Genomic DNA, 19,290 nt, shown 5'->3' on the forward strand with positions numbered 1-19,290 from the left:
AGTATTAATATTCAATTTAATCAACACATTCTCCATTTTCATTAACTCTATACCCGTCTATGGTAGTATTAACTGCGAGTTCTCCTGAAGAATATGAATAATACCATATTTCGCCAACTTGGTACCAACCTGTTACCATTGATCCGTCCTCATTTAAATAATACCATTTTCCTGAATCTTGAATCCAACCTGTCGCCATAGCTCCACTATCTTTCAAGTAATACCAGACATCATTATACTTAAACCAACCTGTTACCAGGGCTCCATCTTCACTTAGATAGTACCAATGTTCATTATCTTGAATCCACCCCCTTGCTAAAGAACCGCTATTATTTAGATAGTACCAAGCGCCGTCATTTTGTATCCATCCTGATTCCGATGAATCTTGAATATCATTTATTACTTGAACAGCCTCAATAATACCCTTCAATTCAACTCGTTTTCTATCTTTTATGACAGATTTAACTTTTTCCTCAACAAACTCTTTCGCATAAGTTCGACTATTTTCTTTTCTCTGGAACATATCCTTCAATAAACCTTCTAATTGTTCATTAAAGACATCTTCTTGAATTTTATTAAACTCTTTTTGAGATAGCGAAATAACCATCACAATATCAATAAACTCTTCTTTTAATTGAGCAAACATTTCCACACGATCATCTTCTATGAATTGATCCGCAATTGCTTTTGCTCCTATTCCTCCTGCAATTCCTCCTATAATCGCACCCGCTAATGCACCTATTGGTCCAGCAATTGCACCACCAACCGCACCTGCACCAGCTCCTGCCATCATACCGCCCCCAGCAACTGCTGCATTTTTTAATAACTGCTGTGAAGAAATTCTTCCAACAAGCGCTTCAAAAATATCTGGACCCATAATAACAGCAAATGAAATCACCGGTGCAGCTCGTCTTGCAACTACTTCAGCTGTAATTTTTTTTCCAAAATAATCATTAATTTGTTTTGTAAATATTTTTGCAAATTGCTGTGACGCAACATAAATACTAGTTCCCATAGCTAGGGTTCGTAATCCTGCTTTACCAGCCATTAGAGCCGCATCTTTGGTTTCTGCACCCGACCATTTGGCCTGAGAAAAGACAATAACAAAGCTTATACCTACACCTGGTAATGAATTAATAGCTCCATCAATTGCATCAAATTTAATAGAGGTCAAATTACCTCCTTTGGCTATCAATTTTGCTTCGTTATAGGTAATATGACCTTTTCTGATGATATTTTTTGCCTCAGCTGGATTATTAACTCCTTCAACTTTACCTTGTCTAATTTTTTCTTCAAATAACTCTACTGCTTTATCATATTGATCTTTAGGAACTTCCAATTGCATTCCTTTATACTTATACATTCCTCCTTCGCTTTTAGACTCGAAAGCTGAGTTTACAGTCCCGCTTGCTCTTGCATAATATTTAGTTTGAATTTTTTGATTTCCAACCATTCGATCAGCGCCATTTTTGGCATTATCTTGACCAGTTTGTCTTACATAGTGGAATGGATATTTAATCTTATCCATCAGATTATTTGCATACTCAGCTGCATGTCCATGACCTGAAGGAGCGCTAACCATTGCATTTATTTGAGCTTTATGCAATCTGTCACCAACACTTAATAAAATCCAAGAAACAACTCCTATTTCAGTTCCTCTTCTAAAGGTAGTTGAATTAACATTCTTTTTACCAATTTTTAATAACTGTGTATTTAAATTTTCAACTTGTACATCATTTGTATAACCAGAGGCAATCAATTCATTCAATTCCCTAACAACATAGTTCAAACTATTCGAGACATTCAAACGTTTAATAATCCCATATGGATAGTAAAATGCTAACTGATCATTATCATCTACTTCTACTTTCCATAAATTGGAAAATGGAAAAAATTGTACATTACACCTTTCTTGATCCTTGATTTGCATTTTTTCGAAAATTCCATACTGGGTCAAGAGTAAACCATATTCTTTAAAATCTTCTTCCTTTAAACTTCTAACCGGAGAATAGCCAAAATATTCAAATTCAGTATTAGAGAATTCATTATAAAATTCTTTTTCTGACTCAATAAACCACTTAGCCCGACCATAAGGTACTGACTCACCATAATAATCAAATCCATTCTGTGCAATAGACCTAAACACTCTTCTAACACTAGCTTCATTGTGAGTATGGACCTCTTTAATTTTTCTTTTCCATAAAAAATACTGAAAAAAACTCACGATATTATCTTTCATCTCTAACATTAACCCCAATAATTCTAATATACTAAAACTAGCTATCTAGTAACGTTATCAAGTTTTAAAACTACATAGTACCAAATATTAAAAACCGAAACTTTTTAAAAAACTTGATATTTACCTATAAGCTAAATTAATTATATCAAAGGCATAATACAAAGTCTATAACATATATTTTATTTTTCCCCAAACAAAAAACCCACCCAATGGGCAGGTTTCTGATTTATATAGTTCAGCTAGATTAAGCTTTACCTTCTGAACCGAATACGTCGATACGTTCTTCAACTGATGCTTGGATAGCTTTTACACCGTCAGCCAAGAATTTACGTGGGTCGAAGAGTTTTTTCTTGTCGTATTCTGCTTCGTTTGCTTCGTAGTCACGAGCAAATTTACGAGTTGCGTTAGCGAATGCGATTTGGCATTCTGTGTTAACGTTAACTTTCGCAACACCAAGTTTGATAGCTGCTTGGATTTGCTCATCAGGAATACCTGATCCACCGTGCAATACGATTGGGAATCCTGGAAGAGCTTCTGTCAATTTTTGCAAGTGGTCAAGGTCAAGACCTTCCCAGTTTGCTGGGTAAGGACCGTGGATGTTACCGATACCAGCTGCCAAGAAGTCGATACCAGTTGCAACCATTGCTTTAGCGTCTTCGATTGGAGCCAATTCACCTTTACCGATGATACCGTCTTCTTCACCACCGATAGTACCAACTTCAGCTTCTACTGAGATACCTTTAGCGTGTGCTTTTTCAACAACGTCTTTAGCCAATTTAAGGTTTTCTTCAACTGGAAGGTGTGAACCGTCAAACATGATTGAAGTGTAACCAACTTCGATACACTCAAGTGCATCTTCGTAGTGACCGTGGTCAAGGTGGATAGCTACTGGTACAGTGATACCCATTGATTCAACAAGGTTAGCGATCAAGTTGCGAGCGACTTTGTAACCACCCATGTATTTAGCAGCACCCATTGAAGTTTGGATCAAAACTGGAGCTTTTTTAGCTTCTGCTGCGCGCAAGATAGCTTGAGTCCACTCAAGGTTGTTTGTGTTAAATCCACCAACTGCATAACCGTTGTCACGAGCTGCTTGGACAAATTTTTCTGCTGAAACGATTGCCATTTTATCAGGCCTCCTGTATATTTTTATGGGTCATCCCATTTACATTGTTCATTTTATCACTTTTTGACAAAAAAATCTAGTTTTTCTCGCAGTTTCGATTGAATTTCTTCTAGCTTCATCTATGTAAACCCTTTCTCTGACTAGTCTTGGGTAACTTTTGGAAAAGCTATGAAGAAGGTTAAGCGATTCTCCTGCATTTCAAAACGATAAGCTAATTTTTCATGTTCTAATAGACTTTTGACTACAAAGAGCCCCATCCCCGACCCCTTGGCCTTGCGACTAGCATTATCATAAAAAGACTGGGCCAGTTTTTCTTGTTCCTCTGAGCTACAGCTATTTTCGATAAAAAGTTCCCCTTCTCTTTCGCCAATTCGAACTAAGCCACCTGGAATGGAGTGCTTGATAGCGTTGCTGATGAGATTAGACAGAATTAACTTCATCACAGATGGATTTAGATAAGCCTGCTGGTGGTTCAAGCTATTGTCAATCTGAAGTTCTCTTTCTTTGGCTAGTAAGGCATAATCCTTAACGAGACTTTGCGTCATCTGGAGGAGATCAATTGTTTCCCTATCATCTCGCAATTCCTGCACAGAAGAGAGGGAAAGTATCTGCAGAACGTGGTGATTGAGCTCATCCACAATCCCCAAGGCAACTCCCAGATAGTGGTCTCTATCCTTATAGCGACCGATATTCTCTTTCATATTTTCGATCAGGATTTTCAAACTAGCCAAGGGTGTTTTCAGTTCATGAGAAGCCCCTCGCAAAAATTCGACCTTCATCTTTTCAAGCTGGAGAATGGCTTCATTCTTGTCATGCAAGTCCGCAATAACAGTCAAAAGATGCTGGTAAAGGCTATTGATTTGTTCCTTGAGATCACCAATCTCATCCTTAGAGTCCACGCGCAATCGTACTTGGGTATCTAGTTCCATCATCCGACGGGTCACTCGCTTGATTTCCAATATCGGAGCAACAATAGTCCGAGCATAGATATAGGCCACCAAGAGGGAAATCAGAAAGGATGCCAGCAAGGTATAGGGAAGAAACTGGAGACTGATTTGCTCTGCTTCCTTTTGCAAGTCCATGGAAGCTAGAAACTGGAGAGTCATAGTACCACCGTCTTGCGTTTTCACCTCGCGCTCCTCGATAAAAAGAGAGGTGGTCTGGCGGTCTGTATCCAGAGGAAGGCTGTCCTTGACTTCTAACTTGTCCTCGGTCATCTCGCCCTTAACGGCCCCCTTGATATCACTAGTTTGGGAATACAAGTCTAACACTTGCTCGATACTCTGCCTATCCTTTCCTTCTAGTGACTGGGCAATGGCTGTCGCTTTCTGACCAATGGTTTCCTGACGATGACTCAGATAAGTCGAAGGAAAAAGAAAATAAATAGCTAAATGAAGACAAATGACTAGAACACTAAAAATCGAGAAGGTGTAGATGAATATCTTTGTAAATAAACCTGTTCGTTTCATTTTCGCTCCAATTTATAACCAACATTGCGCACAGTGAGGATGCAATCCAAGTCTAACTTTTTCCGCAGTTCCTTGATATAGACATCAATGACACGGTCAAAGGGAACCTCATCTGTCGCTTTCCAGACGGCATCGATAATCTGAGAACGAGTCAAGGCCCGGCCTTCATTTTTCACCAGATAGTCCAGAATTTCCAACTCTTTGGCATTAATGGCTACTTCCTCACCTGCTAGGCTTGCACTGTAGCTTTCAAAGTCCACCTTGGCATCCTTATAGGAGAAGATTCGTCCCGTATCGTAGTATCTCTTGAAAATCGCGTCCACCCTTACTTTTAAGAGGGACAGAGAAAAAGGTTTTTCCAGATAGCCATCTGCTAGCGAAGCAAAGGCACTCAACTTGTATTCCTCATCCTGAAAGGCTGTCAACATCAAGACAGGGACCTGGCTGGTTTTACGAATCTCAGCTAGGACTTCTAGGCCATTGAGCTTGGGCATCTGGATATCCAGTAAAACCAAGGCTACTTCATAGCTAGAAAATTTTTCTAAGGCTTCTTGCCCATCTGCTGCCTCAATGGTTTCATAACCGCAATCCGTCAAATAGTCACTGACCCCCTCACGGATCATCTCTTCATCTTCTACAATTAAAATTTTCATAGAAAAACGTTTCACATTCCTTTAAATTTCTTGTAAATTATCCCAGTTTCATCCAGATAAACAGAGGACTTATCAAGATGAAATAGATAAAAATGCTACCTATATTATACCCCATTTAGTGGAGAAAAGGTAGCAAGTTTGTTATTCGCTATCCAGCAAGAGTTCTTTTGGTTGTTTTCTAAGGAGATTGCTTGAAGCAAGTGCCATAACGAGAACTACTAGAACCAAGGCAAGGACAAAGACGATGATAAAATCTGATGTCTGAATAGAAATGTCTAGGCTCGACAAAGTCTTGCTAAAGCCATCTACTTCTGCACCACCACCAAGGTTAGAGGCTTGAGCAGCCTTGCTGGCTTGCTTGGCAACACCTGAAGTAACATTGGCAAGAACAGTATTTCCGATTGCACGCGCTGTGTAGTTAGCTAAGAAATAAGCAGAAACAAGAGCAGGGATGGCAATCAAGATGGATTCGGTGATAAATTGACCCAAGATACTTGCCTGCTTGAGACCAATAGAGAGGAGGATTCCCACCTCCTTGCGACGGGCATTGATCCAAAGGCTGAGCAAGAGGGCAAGGAGAAGGACTGAGAAGCTTAAGCTACCCCAGAAGAGGAGGTTGGCCATCTTGTACATACCAGAGATGGATTGCTCAAGAGCTGGGTAGTTAGAGGAGCTCTTAACAAGTGTATAGCTCTTCCAGTTGATACCACTGATGCCATTCAACTCTTTCATAACATCATCCAAGTTCTTGTCCGCTGTTACAAAGAAGGTTGCATCCCCATAAATAGCTGTGTCTTCTGTGTATCCATAAAGTTTTGCAGCAGTGTGAATGTCTGTGATAGCTGTATTTTCATAGAGTTCTTGTGAGTAGGTTACTGCTGACTTATTATGACCATCAAAGAGTCCCTTGATTGTCACTTCGACTGTTTCCTTGGCACCTTTTTCATTGTCTGCATCGTAGATATTAGAGTCTAGTTTGACCTTGTCCCCTACTTTCCAGCCGTGTTTGGCTGCCAAGTCCTTGTGCAGGAGGATCTTGTCCTTGTCGTCGTTGTTTAAGTGCTCACCTTCGACCAACTTATAAGAACCAGAGACAAACTTGTCTTCTTTAGAGGAGTCATTGACACCTGTAATCATCAAGCTACTTCCAAAATGTTTAGCACGGTCAGGTGTCAGATTTTTCTTGGTATCTGGTGTTTCGATGAGTTCATAGCCAGTCAAATCTCCGATAGCGTTGATGCGTTTCACATAAGACTCAATGGCCTTGTTTTCGGTGATTTTTTTGATATCTTCACCTTTAATATTCCCAGCACCACGTGGCGTTCCTTGATTGACGCGACGATTGATTTGCATGGAGAAGCTGTTAGTGATATTTTTAAAGGTCTCCTGAGAAGCCTTGGCAGTAGCTCCCTTGATCGACAAGCCGACCAAACTCAAGCTCGCCATGAGGAGAATAATCAGGAAGATAACAATCGATTTGAAAAACTTCCTTGTAACATAGGCAAATGCGTTGTGTAACATAGGTTCCCTTTCTAGATTTTATTCTATTTTATAGTTCTAATACTCAATGAAAATCAAAAAGTAAACTAGGAAGCGAGCCGTAAGCTGTACTTGAGTACGGTAAGGCGACGCTGACGTGGTTTGAATTTGATTTTCGAAGAGTATAACTGAAAAAGCTCATATTATTTCGTCGTATTGCGAGTTTCAGTCAATTTCTTATTCTTCAACTCAAGTGTAATATCTGACGCTTGTGCCACTTCTTTGCTGTGAGTTACGACGATGACACATTTACCTGTTTTCTGGGCAAGTGATTTGAGCAGTTCGACAATATCTCCAGCAGTTTTAGGGTCCAGATTTCCCGTTGGCTCATCCGCTAGAATAACTGGAGCTTCTGAGACCAAACTACGAGCAATGGCAACACGTTGCTGTTGACCACCTGATAACTGGAGAACATTCCGCTTGATCTGACTTTCATCCAAACCAAGCTCAAGCAGTGTATCCTTGCTTGCCTTTTTATTGACCAAGCGGATATTTTCCAGTGGAGAAAGATAATCTATCAAGTTATAATTTTGAAAGACCAGAGAAATATGGTGCATGCGATGGTAAGAATAGCCCTTCTTACGAATGTCCTCTCCTTGGAAAAGAATAGAACCTTCAACAGGACTATCTAGACCAGCTAGTAGAGACAAGAGAGTGGATTTCCCCGCTCCTGACTCACCAATGATACTGTAAAATTTTCCGGGTTCAAAATTATAATTGATCTGATATAGGACTGCTTCAGCAGTGTTCTTATAACGGTAGGTAACATCTTGTAATTGTAATAAAGTCATGATTTCTCCTTCTTAACTAATAGATGATAAAATTTCTTTCGGCGATTTTCTAAATAAGAATAGGAAACAAAGGGCTACAGATAAACAACTAAGCAGAACTAGAAAAACATAGGATTCTGCAAAAGATAGGACGCTGGTTGATAGACTGCTTGCTTTGGCTAGCGTGTCTTGTAAGACTGCCTGATCTCCACTTGCTAGTAGGGTTTGGAGTAGGTAAGATGTGATTGCATTTCCTGCAACAAATGCTGGAAGCAAAGCTCCAAGAGACACCAAAACAACCTCTAAACAAAATTGTAGGAAGATCGAGCTCTTGCCTTTTCCAAGTGCCAGTAAAATTCCCACTTCGTAGACCCTTTCTCTCAACCAGAGAGACAAGACCAAAATCAAAGCCCCTGCTCCTGCTATCAGCATCCCATAAAGGAAGATGGTCAGGAAGGTTTGGAAGGTAGCAACCGAGTCTTTGATTTGTTCAAAAGCCTTGTTTTCTTTCTCAACTTGATAGCCGTTATTTTCCAAGGCCAAGTTTTCCACCTGCTTCATGAGTCCGTCCATTTCCTTAGGATTTTCTACATAAAAGCGAGCTGCACTGACTAGAGATTCACCATTTCCCAAAAGGCTTTGGCTACTTTCATAGTCTGTAAAGACTTGGTTTTCACTGAAGTCAGAAGACAAGCCTGTAAATTTCTCTTGTTTTTTACCAGAAAAGATGCCGACAATCTCAAACTCCACTGTTTTCCCTTTTCCAGATTCTGACTGACCGGCTTCTAAGGCAATCTTGTCATGAAGGGAAAGACTATTCTTCTTAGCCAACTCTTCGTGGATGATGATTTTCTTTGAATCCCCTTTTTGAAAATGTCGCCCTTCTTTTAAATTGAAAGCCGAGCTGGTAAAGGTTACATCCTTAGATGAATCATCCAGAGCCGTTAAGCTAACCAGGTTCTTGTCTGCAGCTGACAAATCATCACGTTCTACGCTCTGCTCGCCACTCACTGCTTCCTTGTCTTTTAGTTTTGCGACCGTCTCCAGTTCAGGAGAAACATTTTCCAGTCCCTTAATCTTGCTTACAGATGCTAGGTCTGACAACTTGAAGGTCTGACCATTTTCTATCTTCTTAATAGAAAAAGAGGTATTGAGTGATTTGTAAAGATTGGTTTCAACTGTTTTGTTGGACTTCATCAGAGTCAAACAGGCTGAAATTCCAGCCAACAGGACCAATAAAATCAGAAATAAAATAAAACTTCTCAGTCGTTTTCTGCTGACATAAGCCCAAGCTCTTTGGATTGGATTCATTTGTCACCTCCATATTTGTAAGACTATTATAAAATCCAAATATGAAATGTTTATGAAATACAAAAAAGAGCAAAAATTTTTTGCTCTACTTGAATTAGATAAAAAAGAGCTAGCCTAAGCTAACTCTTATCCTATGCGGAGAGAGGGACTTGAACCCTCACGACCTAAAGCGGTCACAGGATCCTTAGTCCTGCGCGTCTGCCAATTCCGCCATCCCCGCGTCGATTACTTTACTAGTATATCAACTTTTGGGATCCTTGTCAACACTTTTTTTCAAAATTTTTTCATTTCATCAACCAAATTACTCAGAAAGTTCATTTAGATTTTCATCTACTAACTTAGCTCCAAGTGTGTTTTTGAAATGACCTAGGGCAAATTGATGATTTTCAGGCCAGATGGAAGCAACAGCTGGTTTAACAATCTCGATATCATATCCTAGATTATAGGCATCTATAGCTGTATGCAGGACACAGATATCCGTCAAGACTCCGGTTAAAATAACTGTAGAAATTCGACGCTCTCTCAAACGGATATCCAGGTCAGTCCCTGAAAAAGCTGAGTAATGGCGTTTATCCATCCAAAAGACACGACTGTCTGAACCATGCTCTTGATAAAAGGTCCCCAAATCTCCGTATAAATTCCGTCCACTAGTCCCAATCAAATTGTGAGGAGGAAATAGCTTGCTTTCTGGATGGAAACAATCGTTTTCTTCATGAGCATCTATTGTAAAGAAGATGTAATCTCCGCGTTCAAAAGCTAATCGAGTTACCTTGCTGATGACATCCGAAATCGCCTGAGCTGGAGCACCTGCTGTCAGCTTCCCACTATCAGCAACAAAATCTTCTGTATAATCAATCGAAATTAAAGCCTTAGTCATTAGTAATCTCTTTTCTTCACTTCTTCAAAAATATCTGAAATCAAGACCTTAAGGTAGGTTCCCTTCATTCCAAGTGAGCGACTTTCAATAATTCCCGCAGACTCAAGTTTACGAAGAGCATTGACAATCACAGAACGGGTAATACCGATACGGTCTGCAATCACAGACGCAGTCAACTGCCCTTCATTTCCATTTAATTCCCCTAAAATTGCTGAAACAGCACGGAGTTCTGAATAAGAAAGGGTATTAACCGCCATGGTAACAGCAGTACGGCGGCGAATATTTTTCTCATCTTCTTCACGCTGGAAGTTGAGGAGTTGAATTCCAACAACGGTACTCGCAATCTCAACAAGGATCAAGTCCTCATCTTCGAATTTTTTATCATTGCGCCAAATAATCAAAGAACCAAGACGAATCCCTGATACATGAATCGGTGCAATCGTTGTCAAACCATCTGGAAAGTCGGCACGACTCTCTACAGGGAAAATACTCAAATCATGATCAACTGTCAGATTGGCTTCTGTATCGTAGATCATGTTCGCGCCTTGAATGTAGTCATCCGGGAAAATCTTAGTTTGGAAGAATTGCTCTACACGATCTGTATTGGTTTTGTAACGCATAAAATAGCCAAGGAGACGTCCCTTGCTATTAACGATACAGGCGTTACAGTCAATAATATCTGCCAATTGACGGGTAATTGCATTGTAGGGAAGCTCTTCCTGCAACTGCTCCTCTGAGCGCTTCAGGATAGAAGTAATTTTTCTAGTTTTTTCTAATAAATGTGCCATTTTTCACCTCGAATATAATCGCTATCATTATAACATAAACAGCTTGAATTTTCAATTATTATCTGAAAATTGCTTATTTAATTGCAATTTAAAAAAACAAGAATATTTTTAATTAAATTGCTTCTTTTCTATTGACAAGCCCCCTATTTTTGTGTATCATAATATTATAAGAAGATAATATATCTATTTTATTTATCTTTCTTTTCCATTCGGTCTCCTTATATAAAAAAGCGATTCATTTTGTACTGACCCCAAAAAGTTAGACAATTAATTTAAGCAAAGGATTTAGTTCTATATTGTACAGGGCTAAGTCCTTTTAGTTTTACCTTAATTCGTTTGTTGTTGTAGTAATCAATATAGTCTACAATAGCTTGTTCCAAGTGTTCAAGTGACTGAAACGTATTCTCATAACCATAAAACATTTCAGACTTAAGAATGCCAAAGAAAGATTCCATCATACCGTTATCTGGGCTATTTCCCTTACGTGACATAGATGGTTGGATTCCCTTATTCTTTAAAAAATGATGATAGAAATCGTGTTGGTATTGCCATCCTTGGTCACTATGGAGAATTGTATTCTCGTAATGGTTCTCTGTAAAGGCTTGTTCTAGCATAGCTTTCATTTGTACTAAGTTCGGCGAAGTAGAAAGATTGTAGGAGATAATTTCGCTGTTAAAGCCATCTAAAACTGGTGATAAATAAAGCTTTTGGCTGCTTGCTGGAATGGCAAATTCTGTCACATCCGTATAACACTTTTCCATTGGTTTGGTTGCTTCAAATTGACGTTGAATAAGATTATCTGCTTTCTTGCCAACCTCTCCTTGGTATGAAGAATACTTCCTTTTACGGCGAATTCGAGCCGTTAAACCAAGTACTTTCATCAGACGCTGCACCTTCTTATGGTTCACTACGAAGCCACGATTTCGTAATTCTAGAGTCATGCGACGATAGCCGTAATTTCCTTTATGCTCAGTATAAATTGACTGAATTTCAGCTTTAATATCATAATCTTTATCGCTTTGATCCAGCTGTTTTAAGTGGTAATAATAAGTTGAACGGGCAAGCTTAATAATCTTTAGAAGGATATCTAAAGAAAACTCTGTTACCAGTCCTTGAACAATTTCCGTTTTTCTTCTTGCTCCTTTTCGTCCCTCAATCGGAGTTCTCTCAACTTTTTTAGAATGGCATTCTCCGCTCTCAAGTACTCATTTTCTGCTTGAAGACGTTCTAATTCTGTCATATCTTCAAATCTCTTCTTTGGCTTACGTCCCATTTTAGGTGGTCTCCCTCTTGTTTTCTCAACAATAGTATACCCGTTTTTCTTATATTGTGCCAGCCAATTCGAAAGTAATCCACTACTTAGAAGAGCATAATCCAGAGACGCCCTAATTTGTGAATGCCCCTCAAGAAGAACTTTATCAATGATCTCTTGTTTTAGTTCAGGAGAATAGTAACAATTCTTTCCTTTTTTGACGAACTCTATTCCGTAACGATCAATCAATTTAATCATGTACCTAAGATTAGAATTGTTTATCCCAAATTTATTTGAAAGCTTCTCTAAGCTATATCCTTGTTTTCTAAGTTCATAGATCTGAACTTTATCATCATAACTCAATTTCATAATAAAACACCCCAAAAGTTAGATTTTTACTGTCTAACTTTTGGGGTGCAGTACATTTTGAACCGCTTTTTCTTATTTATCGCCCTTGTTACGAATAACAAAGCCTGTTTGCTTTTCGCTTGAAGTATTGCGTGGTTTTTTATTATCTTTACGGTAACGTTTTTCCTTATCAAAACGATCGTTGCCACGACTTCCTTTTTTGAAATCATCACGACGACCACCACGACGGTTGTCTCCACGGCGATTATCACGACGGTCATCTCCACGACGACCTCCCTTACCTTTACCACCGAATCCATTACCTGATGGTTTAAATGGCAATGGTTTTTCACGTGCAATCTCCACTTCAGGAAGACTATCTGGGTCTTGAACAGTCAGACTCAAGATATACATTGCCAATTCTTCAGGAGTAAATTCGGCAGCCAGCTTACGAGCATCCTTACCAAATTTCTCAAAGTTGGCACGGATAGTCTCATCTGCAAAATCACGTTCGATTTTCTTGAGAGCTACGTGTTTTTTAGCTTGGAAGGCTTCTTCTGCACTTGCAGGTTTGAGACCTTTCATGCGTTTCTTAGTCAAGTTTTCAATGATTTGGAGGTAGCCCATTTCATTTGGTGATACGAAAGTAATAGACTGACCTGACTTACCAGCACGACCTGTACGACCGATACGGTGAACATAACTTTCAGGATCTTGTGGAATATCGTAGTTATAGACATGGGTCACACCTGAAATATCCAACCCACGCGCTGCAACGTCTGTCGCAACCAAAACATCAAGATTGCCATTTTTAAAGTCACGAAGGACACGAAGACGTTTGTTTTGGTCCAAATCACCATGAATTCCTTCTGCACGGAAGCCTCGGATTTTCAGACCACGAGTCAATTCATCTACACGGCGTTTTGTACGACCAAATACGATAGCAAGCTCAGGTTGCTCCACATCCATGAGACGAGTCATGGTGTCAAATTTTTCTTGTTCTTTAACTCGGATATAGTATTGGTCAACCAATTCTGTTGTCAATTCCTTAGCAGCAATCTTCACATGCTCAGGTTCTTTCATAAACTGAACACCGATACGTTTGATGGCATCTGGCATAGTTGCTGAGAAAAGCAAAGTTTGACGGTTTTCAGGGACACGAGAAATGATAGCTTCGATATCTTCAAGGAAGCCCATGTTGAGCATTTCGTCTGCTTCGTCAAGGATGAGGGTTTCAATATCTTGTAATTTCAAGGCCTTACGTTTAATCAAGTCCAAAAGACGACCCGGTGTTCCCACCACGATATGGGCACCAGATTTAAGAGCCTTAATTTGTTTTTCAATGCTCGATCCGCCATATACTGAACGGACTTTGACTCCCTTGCTACGACCAAAACGGAAGAGTTCCTCTTGACTTTGAACAGCAAGTTCACGTGTTGGAGCGATAACCAAAGCTTGAATGGTCGCTTCTTCTGTACGGATTTTTTCAAGGGTTGGCAAGCCAAAGGCTGCAGTTTTTCCTGTACCAGTCTGAGCTTGACCGATAACGTCCTTGCCTTCAAGAGCCAAGGGAATAGTTTGCTCTTGGATCGGACTGGCTTCTACAAAACCAGCTTTTTCAATCTCTGCTAGCAAATCAGCAGACAAGTTTAATTCATTAAATTTCACGTTATTCTTCTTTCTAAAGGTGGTGCGAAGCCACCCTATAGGGCTTAGTTTATACTTTTCTTTTTATGACGTATTTTCATATACTGGATATAAAATCGTGTTGCTTCTTTTCCACAAAAGAAAAGTACTGTTTTCTTTGCAACCTATCTAGTATAACACAAGAGAGAAGCAAAAGATAGCCTAATCCTTCGATAATGTCATGTAAACGATTTTTCTGAGAAAGTAAGGCTGTAATTTCCACTATTTCATAAACTTTTTTAAAGCGTAGCAGAATTGTGCAAAAGTTTTTTTCTTGTGCTAGAATGAAATTCGAATAGGAGGAACTCTAAATGTTAACTTATGATTTAATCGTTATCGGATTTGGTAAAGCTGGTAAAACACTAGCTGGTAAATTGGCTTCAGCTGGCAAAAAAGTTGCCCTCATTGAACGTAGCAAAGCCATGTACGGTGGAACTTGTATCAACATTGGTTGTATCCCAACTAAGACTTTGCTAGTTGCTGCTGAAAAAGACTTGTCTTTTGAAGAAGTCATTGCTACCAAAAACACTATCACTGGTCGCCTTAACGGTAAAAACTATGCGACTGTTGCTGGTACAGGCGTAGATATCTTTGATGCGGAAGCTCACTTCCTTTCAAATAAAGTCATCGAAATCCAAGCTGGTGATGAAAAGAAAGAACTGACTGCTGAAACAATCGTCATCAACACTGGTGCTGTTTCAAACGTCTTGCCAATCCCTGGACTTGCTACAAGCAAAAACGTCTTTGACTCAACAGGTATCCAAAACTTGGACAAATTGCCTAAAAAACTTGGTGTTCTTGGTGGCGGAAATATCGGTCTTGAATTTGCCGGCCTTTACAACAAACTTGGAAGCAAGGTTACAGTCCTAGATGCCTTGGATACTTTCCTACCTCGTGCAGAACCTTCCATCGCAGCTCTTGCTAAACAATACATGGAAGAAGACGGTATTGAATTGCTTCAAAATATCCGTACTACTGAAATTAAAAATGACGGTGACCAAGTGCTTGTCGTAACTGAAAATGAAACTTACCGTTTCGATGCCCTTCTCTACGCAACTGGACGCAAACCAAATGTAGAACCACTTCAACTTGAAAATACAGATATTGAACTAACTGAACGTGGCGCTATTAAAGTGGACAAACATTGTCAAACAAACGTTCCTGGTGTCTTTGCAGTTGGAGATGTCAACGGTGGCCTTCAATTTACTTACATTTCACTTGATGACTTCCGTGTTGTTTACAGCTACCTTGCTGGAGATGGCAGCTACACACTTGAAGACCGTCTCAATGTACCAAACACCATGTTCATCACACCTGCACTTTCACAAGTTGGTTTGACTGAAAGTCAAGCAGCTGATTTGAAACTTCCATACGCTGTGAAAGAAATCCCTGTTGCAGCAATGCCTCGTGGTCATGTAAATGGAGACCTTCGCGGAGCTTTCAAAGCTGTTGTTAATACTGAAACAAAAGAAATTCTTGGAGCAAGCATCTTCTCAGAAGGATCTCAAGAAATCATCAATATCATCACTGTTGCTATGGACAACAAGATTCCTTACACTTACTTCACAAAACAAATCTTCACTCACCCAACCTTGGCTGAGAACTTGAATGACTTGTTTGCGATTTAAGTTGAGATTTAATCGTATCGAACAGCCCTCTTTGGGCTGTTTTTACTTCTGCGGAACCTCAAATCTGTCTTTTTCCTCTTTTATGATATAATAGAACCATGAAATTAAAAACTACTTTGGGCCTTCTTGCTGGGCGTTCTTCCCACTTCATTTTAAGCCGTCTTGGCCGAGGGAGTACGCTTCCAGGAAAACTTGCCCTTCAATTTGATAAAGATATTTTACAAAACCTAGCTAAGAACTACGAGATTGTCGTGGTCACTGGAACCAATGGAAAAACCTTGACAACTGCCCTCACTGTCGGCATTTTAAAAGAGGTTTATGGTCAAGTTCTGACCAACCCAAGCGGTGCCAACATGATTACAGGAATTGCGACAACCTTCTTAACAGCCAAATCTTCTAAAACTGGGAAAAATATTGCCGTCCTAGAGATTGACGAAGCAAGTCTATCTCGTATCTGTGACTATATCCAGCCAAGCTTATTTGTTATCACGAATATCTTCCGTGACCAGATGGACCGATATGGTGAGATTTACACTACTTACAAGATGATTTTGGATGCTATTCGTAAGGTACCTACGGCTACTGTTCTCCTAAATGGTGACAGTCCTCTTTTCTACAAGCCAGCTATTCCAAATCCTGTAGAGTATTTTGGTTTTGACTTGGAGAAAGGTCCAGCCCAGCTGGCTCACTATAATACAGAAGGGATTCTTTGTCCTGACTGCCAAGGAATCCTCAAATATGAGCATAATACCTATGCAAACTTGGGTGCCTATATCTGTGAAGGCTGCGGATGTAAACGTCCTGATCTCGACTATCGCTTGACAGAACTAGTTGAGTTGACCAACAATCGCTCTCGCTTTATCATTGACGGACAAGAATATGGTATCCAAATCGGTGGTCTCTACAATATCTACAACGCCCTAGCAGCGGTTGCCATCGCCCGTTTCCTCGGTGCAGATTCACAACTCATCAAGCAGGGATTTGATAAGAGCCGTGCAGTCTTTGGACGCCAAGAAACCTTCCATATCGGTGACAAGGAATGTACCCTCGTCTTGATTAAAAATCCAGTCGGTGCAACTCAAGCTATCGAAATGATTAAACTAGCACCTTATCCATTTAGTCTATCTGTTCTCCTAAATGCCAACTATGCAGATGGAATTGATACCAGCTGGATCTGGGATGCTGATTTTGAACAAATCACTGAGATGGACATCCCTGAAATCAACGCTGGCGGTGTTCGTCATTCTGAAATCGCTCGTCGTCTACGAGTAACAGGCTATCCAGCTGAAAAAATCACTGAAACAAGTAGTCTGGAACAAGTTCTTAAGACCATTGAGAACCAAGACTGCAAGCATGCTTATATTCTAGCTACCTATACTGCTATGCTGGAATTCCGCGAACTGCTGGCTAGTCGTCAGATTGTTAGAAAGGAGATGAACTAATGGTTTATACTTCACTTTCCTCAAAAGCTGGCAATTACCCCTATCAGATCAACATTGCCCACCTATACGGAAATCTCATGAATACCTACGGGGACAATGGAAACATCCTCATGCTCAAGTATGTGGCTGAAAAACTGGGAGCCCATGTGACGGTTGACATCGTTTCACTTCATGATGATTTTGATGAAAATCACTACGACATCGCCTTTTTCGGTGGCGGTCAAGACTTTGAACAAAGTATTATTGCAGACGACCTACCTGCTAAAAAAGAGAGCATTGACAACTACATACAAAACGACGGTGTGGTCCTCGCTATCTGCGGTGGTTTCCAACTATTGGGTCAATATTATATTGAAGCTTCAGGGAGACGTATCGAAGGGCTAGGTGTCATGGGCCACTACACGCTCAACCAGACCAATAACCGTTTTATCGGGGACATCAAGATTCACAATGAAGATTTCAATGAAACCTACTATGGATTTGAAAATCACCAGGGCCGTACCTTCCTCTCAGATGACCAAAAACCACTGGGACAGGTTGTCTATGGAAATGGAAACAATGAAGAAAAGGTTGGTGAAGGGGTTCATTATAAGAATGTCTTTGGTTCCTACTTCCACGGGCCTATCCTCTCTCGTAATGCCAATCTGGCCTATCGCCTAGTCACTACTGCCCTCAAGAAGAAATATGGTCAGGACATCCAACTCCCTGCCTATGAAGACATTCTCAGCCAAGAAATCGCTGAAGAATACAGCGACGTCAAAAGCAAGGCTGACTTTTCTTAAACAAGGTAAAACTATATCAAAGAACTCCGTTATCTTGTCGGAGTTCTTTTTGACTTTTCTTTTACCCTTCTCCCTTGCATTTTCTCTCATTTTTTGCCAAAATAGAGGGGTAGAAAGAAGGTAGCATATGTCTAAATTACAACAAATCGTAACATATCTTGAATCAGAAAAACTAGACGTCGCTGTCGTATCTGACCCCGTCACAATCAATTACCTCACTGGCTTTTACAGTGATCCCCATGAACGCCAAATGTTCCTTTTTGTCCTAGCAAATCAGGAACCTCTCCTCTTTGTCCCAGCCCTTGAAGTAGAACGTGCTACTAGCACTGTTTCCTTCCCAGTTGTGGGCTATGTGGATTCTGAAAATCCATGGCAAAAAATGAAACATGCTCTTCCTCAACTTGACTTCAAACGTGTCGCTGTTGAGTTTGACAATCTTATCTTGACCAAATATCATGGTTTAAAAACCGTTTTTGAAACTGCTGAGTTTGAAAACCTCACACCTCGTATCCAACGCATGCGCCTCATCAAATCAGCTGACGAAGTGCAAAAAATGATGGTTGCAGGTCTCTATGCGGACAAGGCTGTTAAAGTGGGGTTTGACAATATTTCTCTTGATAAGACGGAGACAGATATCATCGCTCAAATCGACTTTGCCATGAAACGTGAAGGCTATGAAATGAGTTTTGATACCATGGTCTTGACTGGTGATAATGCTGCAAATCCACACGGTATTCCAGCAGCTAATAAGGTTGAAAATGATGCTCTTCTCCTCTTTGACCTCGGTGTTCTGGTCAACGGCTATGCGTCAGATATGACTCGTACAGTCGCTGTTGGTAAACCTGACCAATTCAAGAAAGACATTTATAACTTGACTCTTGAAGCCCAACAAGCTGCTCTTGACTTTATCAAGCCAGGTGTGACTGCCCATGAAGTGGACCGCGCTGCCCGTGAAGTCATCGAAAAAGCTGGTTACGGTGAGTACTTCAACCACCGTCTTGGTCATGGTATCGGTATGGATGTCCACGAATTCCCATCCATCATGGAAGGAAACGACATGGTCATCGAAGAAGGCATGTGCTTCTCTGTTGAACCAGGTATCTATATCCCTGGTAAAGTTGGTGTCCGTATTGAAGACTGTGGTGTTGTTACCAAGGATGGCTTTGACCTCTTTACAAGCACCAGCAAAGACTTGCTTTATTTTGATTAATATTCATCTAATACTCAATGAAAATCAAAGAGCAAACTAGGAAACTAGCCGCAGGTTGCTCAAAACACTGTTTTGAGGTTGTAGATAAGACTGATGAAGTCAGTAACCATATCTACGGCAAGACGATGTTGACGCGGTTTGAAGAGATTTTTGAAGAGTATAAAATCTTC

General features: G+C 40.2%; 15 protein-coding genes and 1 tRNA gene. 4 read left to right on the forward strand and 12 right to left on the reverse strand.

What is annotated here, in order from left to right; all coding sequences use genetic code 11:
• Positions 1 to 16: 16 nt before the first annotated feature.
• From JJN14_RS07540 to JJN14_RS07595, 12 genes are all read right to left on the reverse strand, one after another.
• A complete protein-coding gene (locus tag JJN14_RS07540) occupies positions 17 to 2,239 on the reverse strand; it encodes an N-acetylmuramoyl-L-alanine amidase family protein (protein WP_201058316.1) in 2,223 nt (740 codons plus the stop codon).
• 244 nt (positions 2,240 to 2,483) lie between these two features.
• On the reverse strand, positions 2,484 to 3,365 hold the full coding sequence (locus tag JJN14_RS07545; RefSeq protein WP_033688381.1) for a class II fructose-bisphosphate aldolase: 882 nt from the start codon (positions 3,363 to 3,365) through the stop codon (positions 2,484 to 2,486).
• 140 nt (positions 3,366 to 3,505) lie between these two features.
• On the reverse strand, positions 3,506 to 4,834 hold the full coding sequence (gene vncS / locus JJN14_RS07550) for a sensor histidine kinase VncS (protein WP_201058317.1): 1,329 nt from the start codon (positions 4,832 to 4,834) through the stop codon (positions 3,506 to 3,508).
• Positions 4,831 to 5,487 (reverse strand): response regulator transcription factor VncR, encoded by a 657-nt coding sequence (vncR, locus tag JJN14_RS07555; protein WP_201058318.1) that lies wholly within the window; start codon positions 5,485 to 5,487, stop codon positions 4,831 to 4,833. Before vncR ends, vncS begins: the two co-directional genes overlap by 4 nt.
• 141 nt (positions 5,488 to 5,628) lie before the next feature.
• Positions 5,629 to 7,008, reverse strand: coding sequence for an ABC transporter permease subunit Vex3 (gene vex3, locus JJN14_RS07560; RefSeq protein WP_049492343.1), 1,380 nt, complete (start codon positions 7,006 to 7,008; stop codon positions 5,629 to 5,631).
• A 161-nt stretch (positions 7,009 to 7,169) separates the two neighbouring features.
• Entirely contained in the window at positions 7,170 to 7,817 is a 648-nt protein-coding gene (gene vex2 / locus JJN14_RS07565; protein ID WP_201058319.1) for an ABC transporter ATP-binding subunit Vex2, read from the reverse strand.
• 12 nt (positions 7,818 to 7,829) lie between these two features.
• A complete protein-coding gene (locus tag JJN14_RS07570; RefSeq protein ID WP_201058320.1) occupies positions 7,830 to 9,107 on the reverse strand; it encodes an ABC transporter permease in 1,278 nt (425 codons plus the stop codon).
• Between the two features lie 134 nt (positions 9,108 to 9,241).
• A tRNA-Leu gene (locus JJN14_RS07575) sits at positions 9,242 to 9,327 on the reverse strand.
• Between the two features lie 81 nt (positions 9,328 to 9,408).
• Positions 9,409 to 9,984: a cysteine hydrolase family protein gene (locus JJN14_RS07580; protein WP_201058321.1), complete on the reverse strand. Its 576-nt coding sequence runs from the start codon at positions 9,982 to 9,984 to the stop codon at positions 9,409 to 9,411.
• Entirely contained in the window at positions 9,984 to 10,772 is a 789-nt protein-coding gene (codY, locus tag JJN14_RS07585; RefSeq protein WP_000940738.1) for a GTP-sensing pleiotropic transcriptional regulator CodY, read from the reverse strand. The genes JJN14_RS07580 and codY overlap by 1 nt, the downstream gene beginning before the upstream one ends.
• A 272-nt stretch (positions 10,773 to 11,044) precedes the next feature.
• A protein-coding gene (locus tag JJN14_RS07590) for an IS3 family transposase (protein WP_201058010.1) occupies positions 11,045 to 12,393 on the reverse strand; the annotation gives its coding sequence in 2 pieces (ribosomal slippage) (positions 11,045 to 11,943 and positions 11,943 to 12,393; 1,350 coding nt in all).
• Between the two features lie 72 nt (positions 12,394 to 12,465).
• Positions 12,466 to 14,040 carry a DEAD/DEAH box helicase gene (locus JJN14_RS07595; RefSeq protein ID WP_084863035.1) on the reverse strand — a complete coding sequence of 525 codons (1,575 nt, stop codon included), beginning with the start codon at positions 14,038 to 14,040 and terminating at the stop codon, positions 12,466 to 12,468.
• A gap of 329 nt (positions 14,041 to 14,369) precedes the next feature.
• On the opposite strand from JJN14_RS07595, the gene JJN14_RS07600 reads away from it, so the two are divergent.
• From JJN14_RS07600 to JJN14_RS07615, 4 genes are all read left to right on the forward strand, one after another.
• The gene (locus JJN14_RS07600) at positions 14,370 to 15,686 is read left to right on the forward strand and encodes an FAD-containing oxidoreductase (protein WP_049510658.1); all 1,317 of its coding nucleotides are present in this window, start codon (positions 14,370 to 14,372) and stop codon (positions 15,684 to 15,686) included.
• 98 nt (positions 15,687 to 15,784) lie between these two features.
• The gene (murT, locus tag JJN14_RS07605) at positions 15,785 to 17,128 is read left to right on the forward strand and encodes a lipid II isoglutaminyl synthase subunit MurT (protein ID WP_201058322.1); all 1,344 of its coding nucleotides are present in this window, start codon (positions 15,785 to 15,787) and stop codon (positions 17,126 to 17,128) included.
• Entirely contained in the window at positions 17,128 to 17,910 is a 783-nt protein-coding gene (gatD, locus tag JJN14_RS07610) for a lipid II isoglutaminyl synthase subunit GatD (RefSeq protein ID WP_054388476.1), read from the forward strand. The genes murT and gatD overlap by 1 nt, the downstream gene beginning before the upstream one ends.
• Before the next feature lie 127 nt (positions 17,911 to 18,037).
• Positions 18,038 to 19,120: a M24 family metallopeptidase gene (locus JJN14_RS07615; RefSeq protein WP_201058323.1), complete on the forward strand. Its 1,083-nt coding sequence runs from the start codon at positions 18,038 to 18,040 to the stop codon at positions 19,118 to 19,120.
• The last annotated feature ends 170 nt before the right edge of the window (positions 19,121 to 19,290 follow it).

This window comes from Streptococcus mitis (genome assembly GCF_016658865.1).
Classification (GTDB): domain Bacteria; phylum Bacillota; class Bacilli; order Lactobacillales; family Streptococcaceae; genus Streptococcus; species Streptococcus mitis_BT.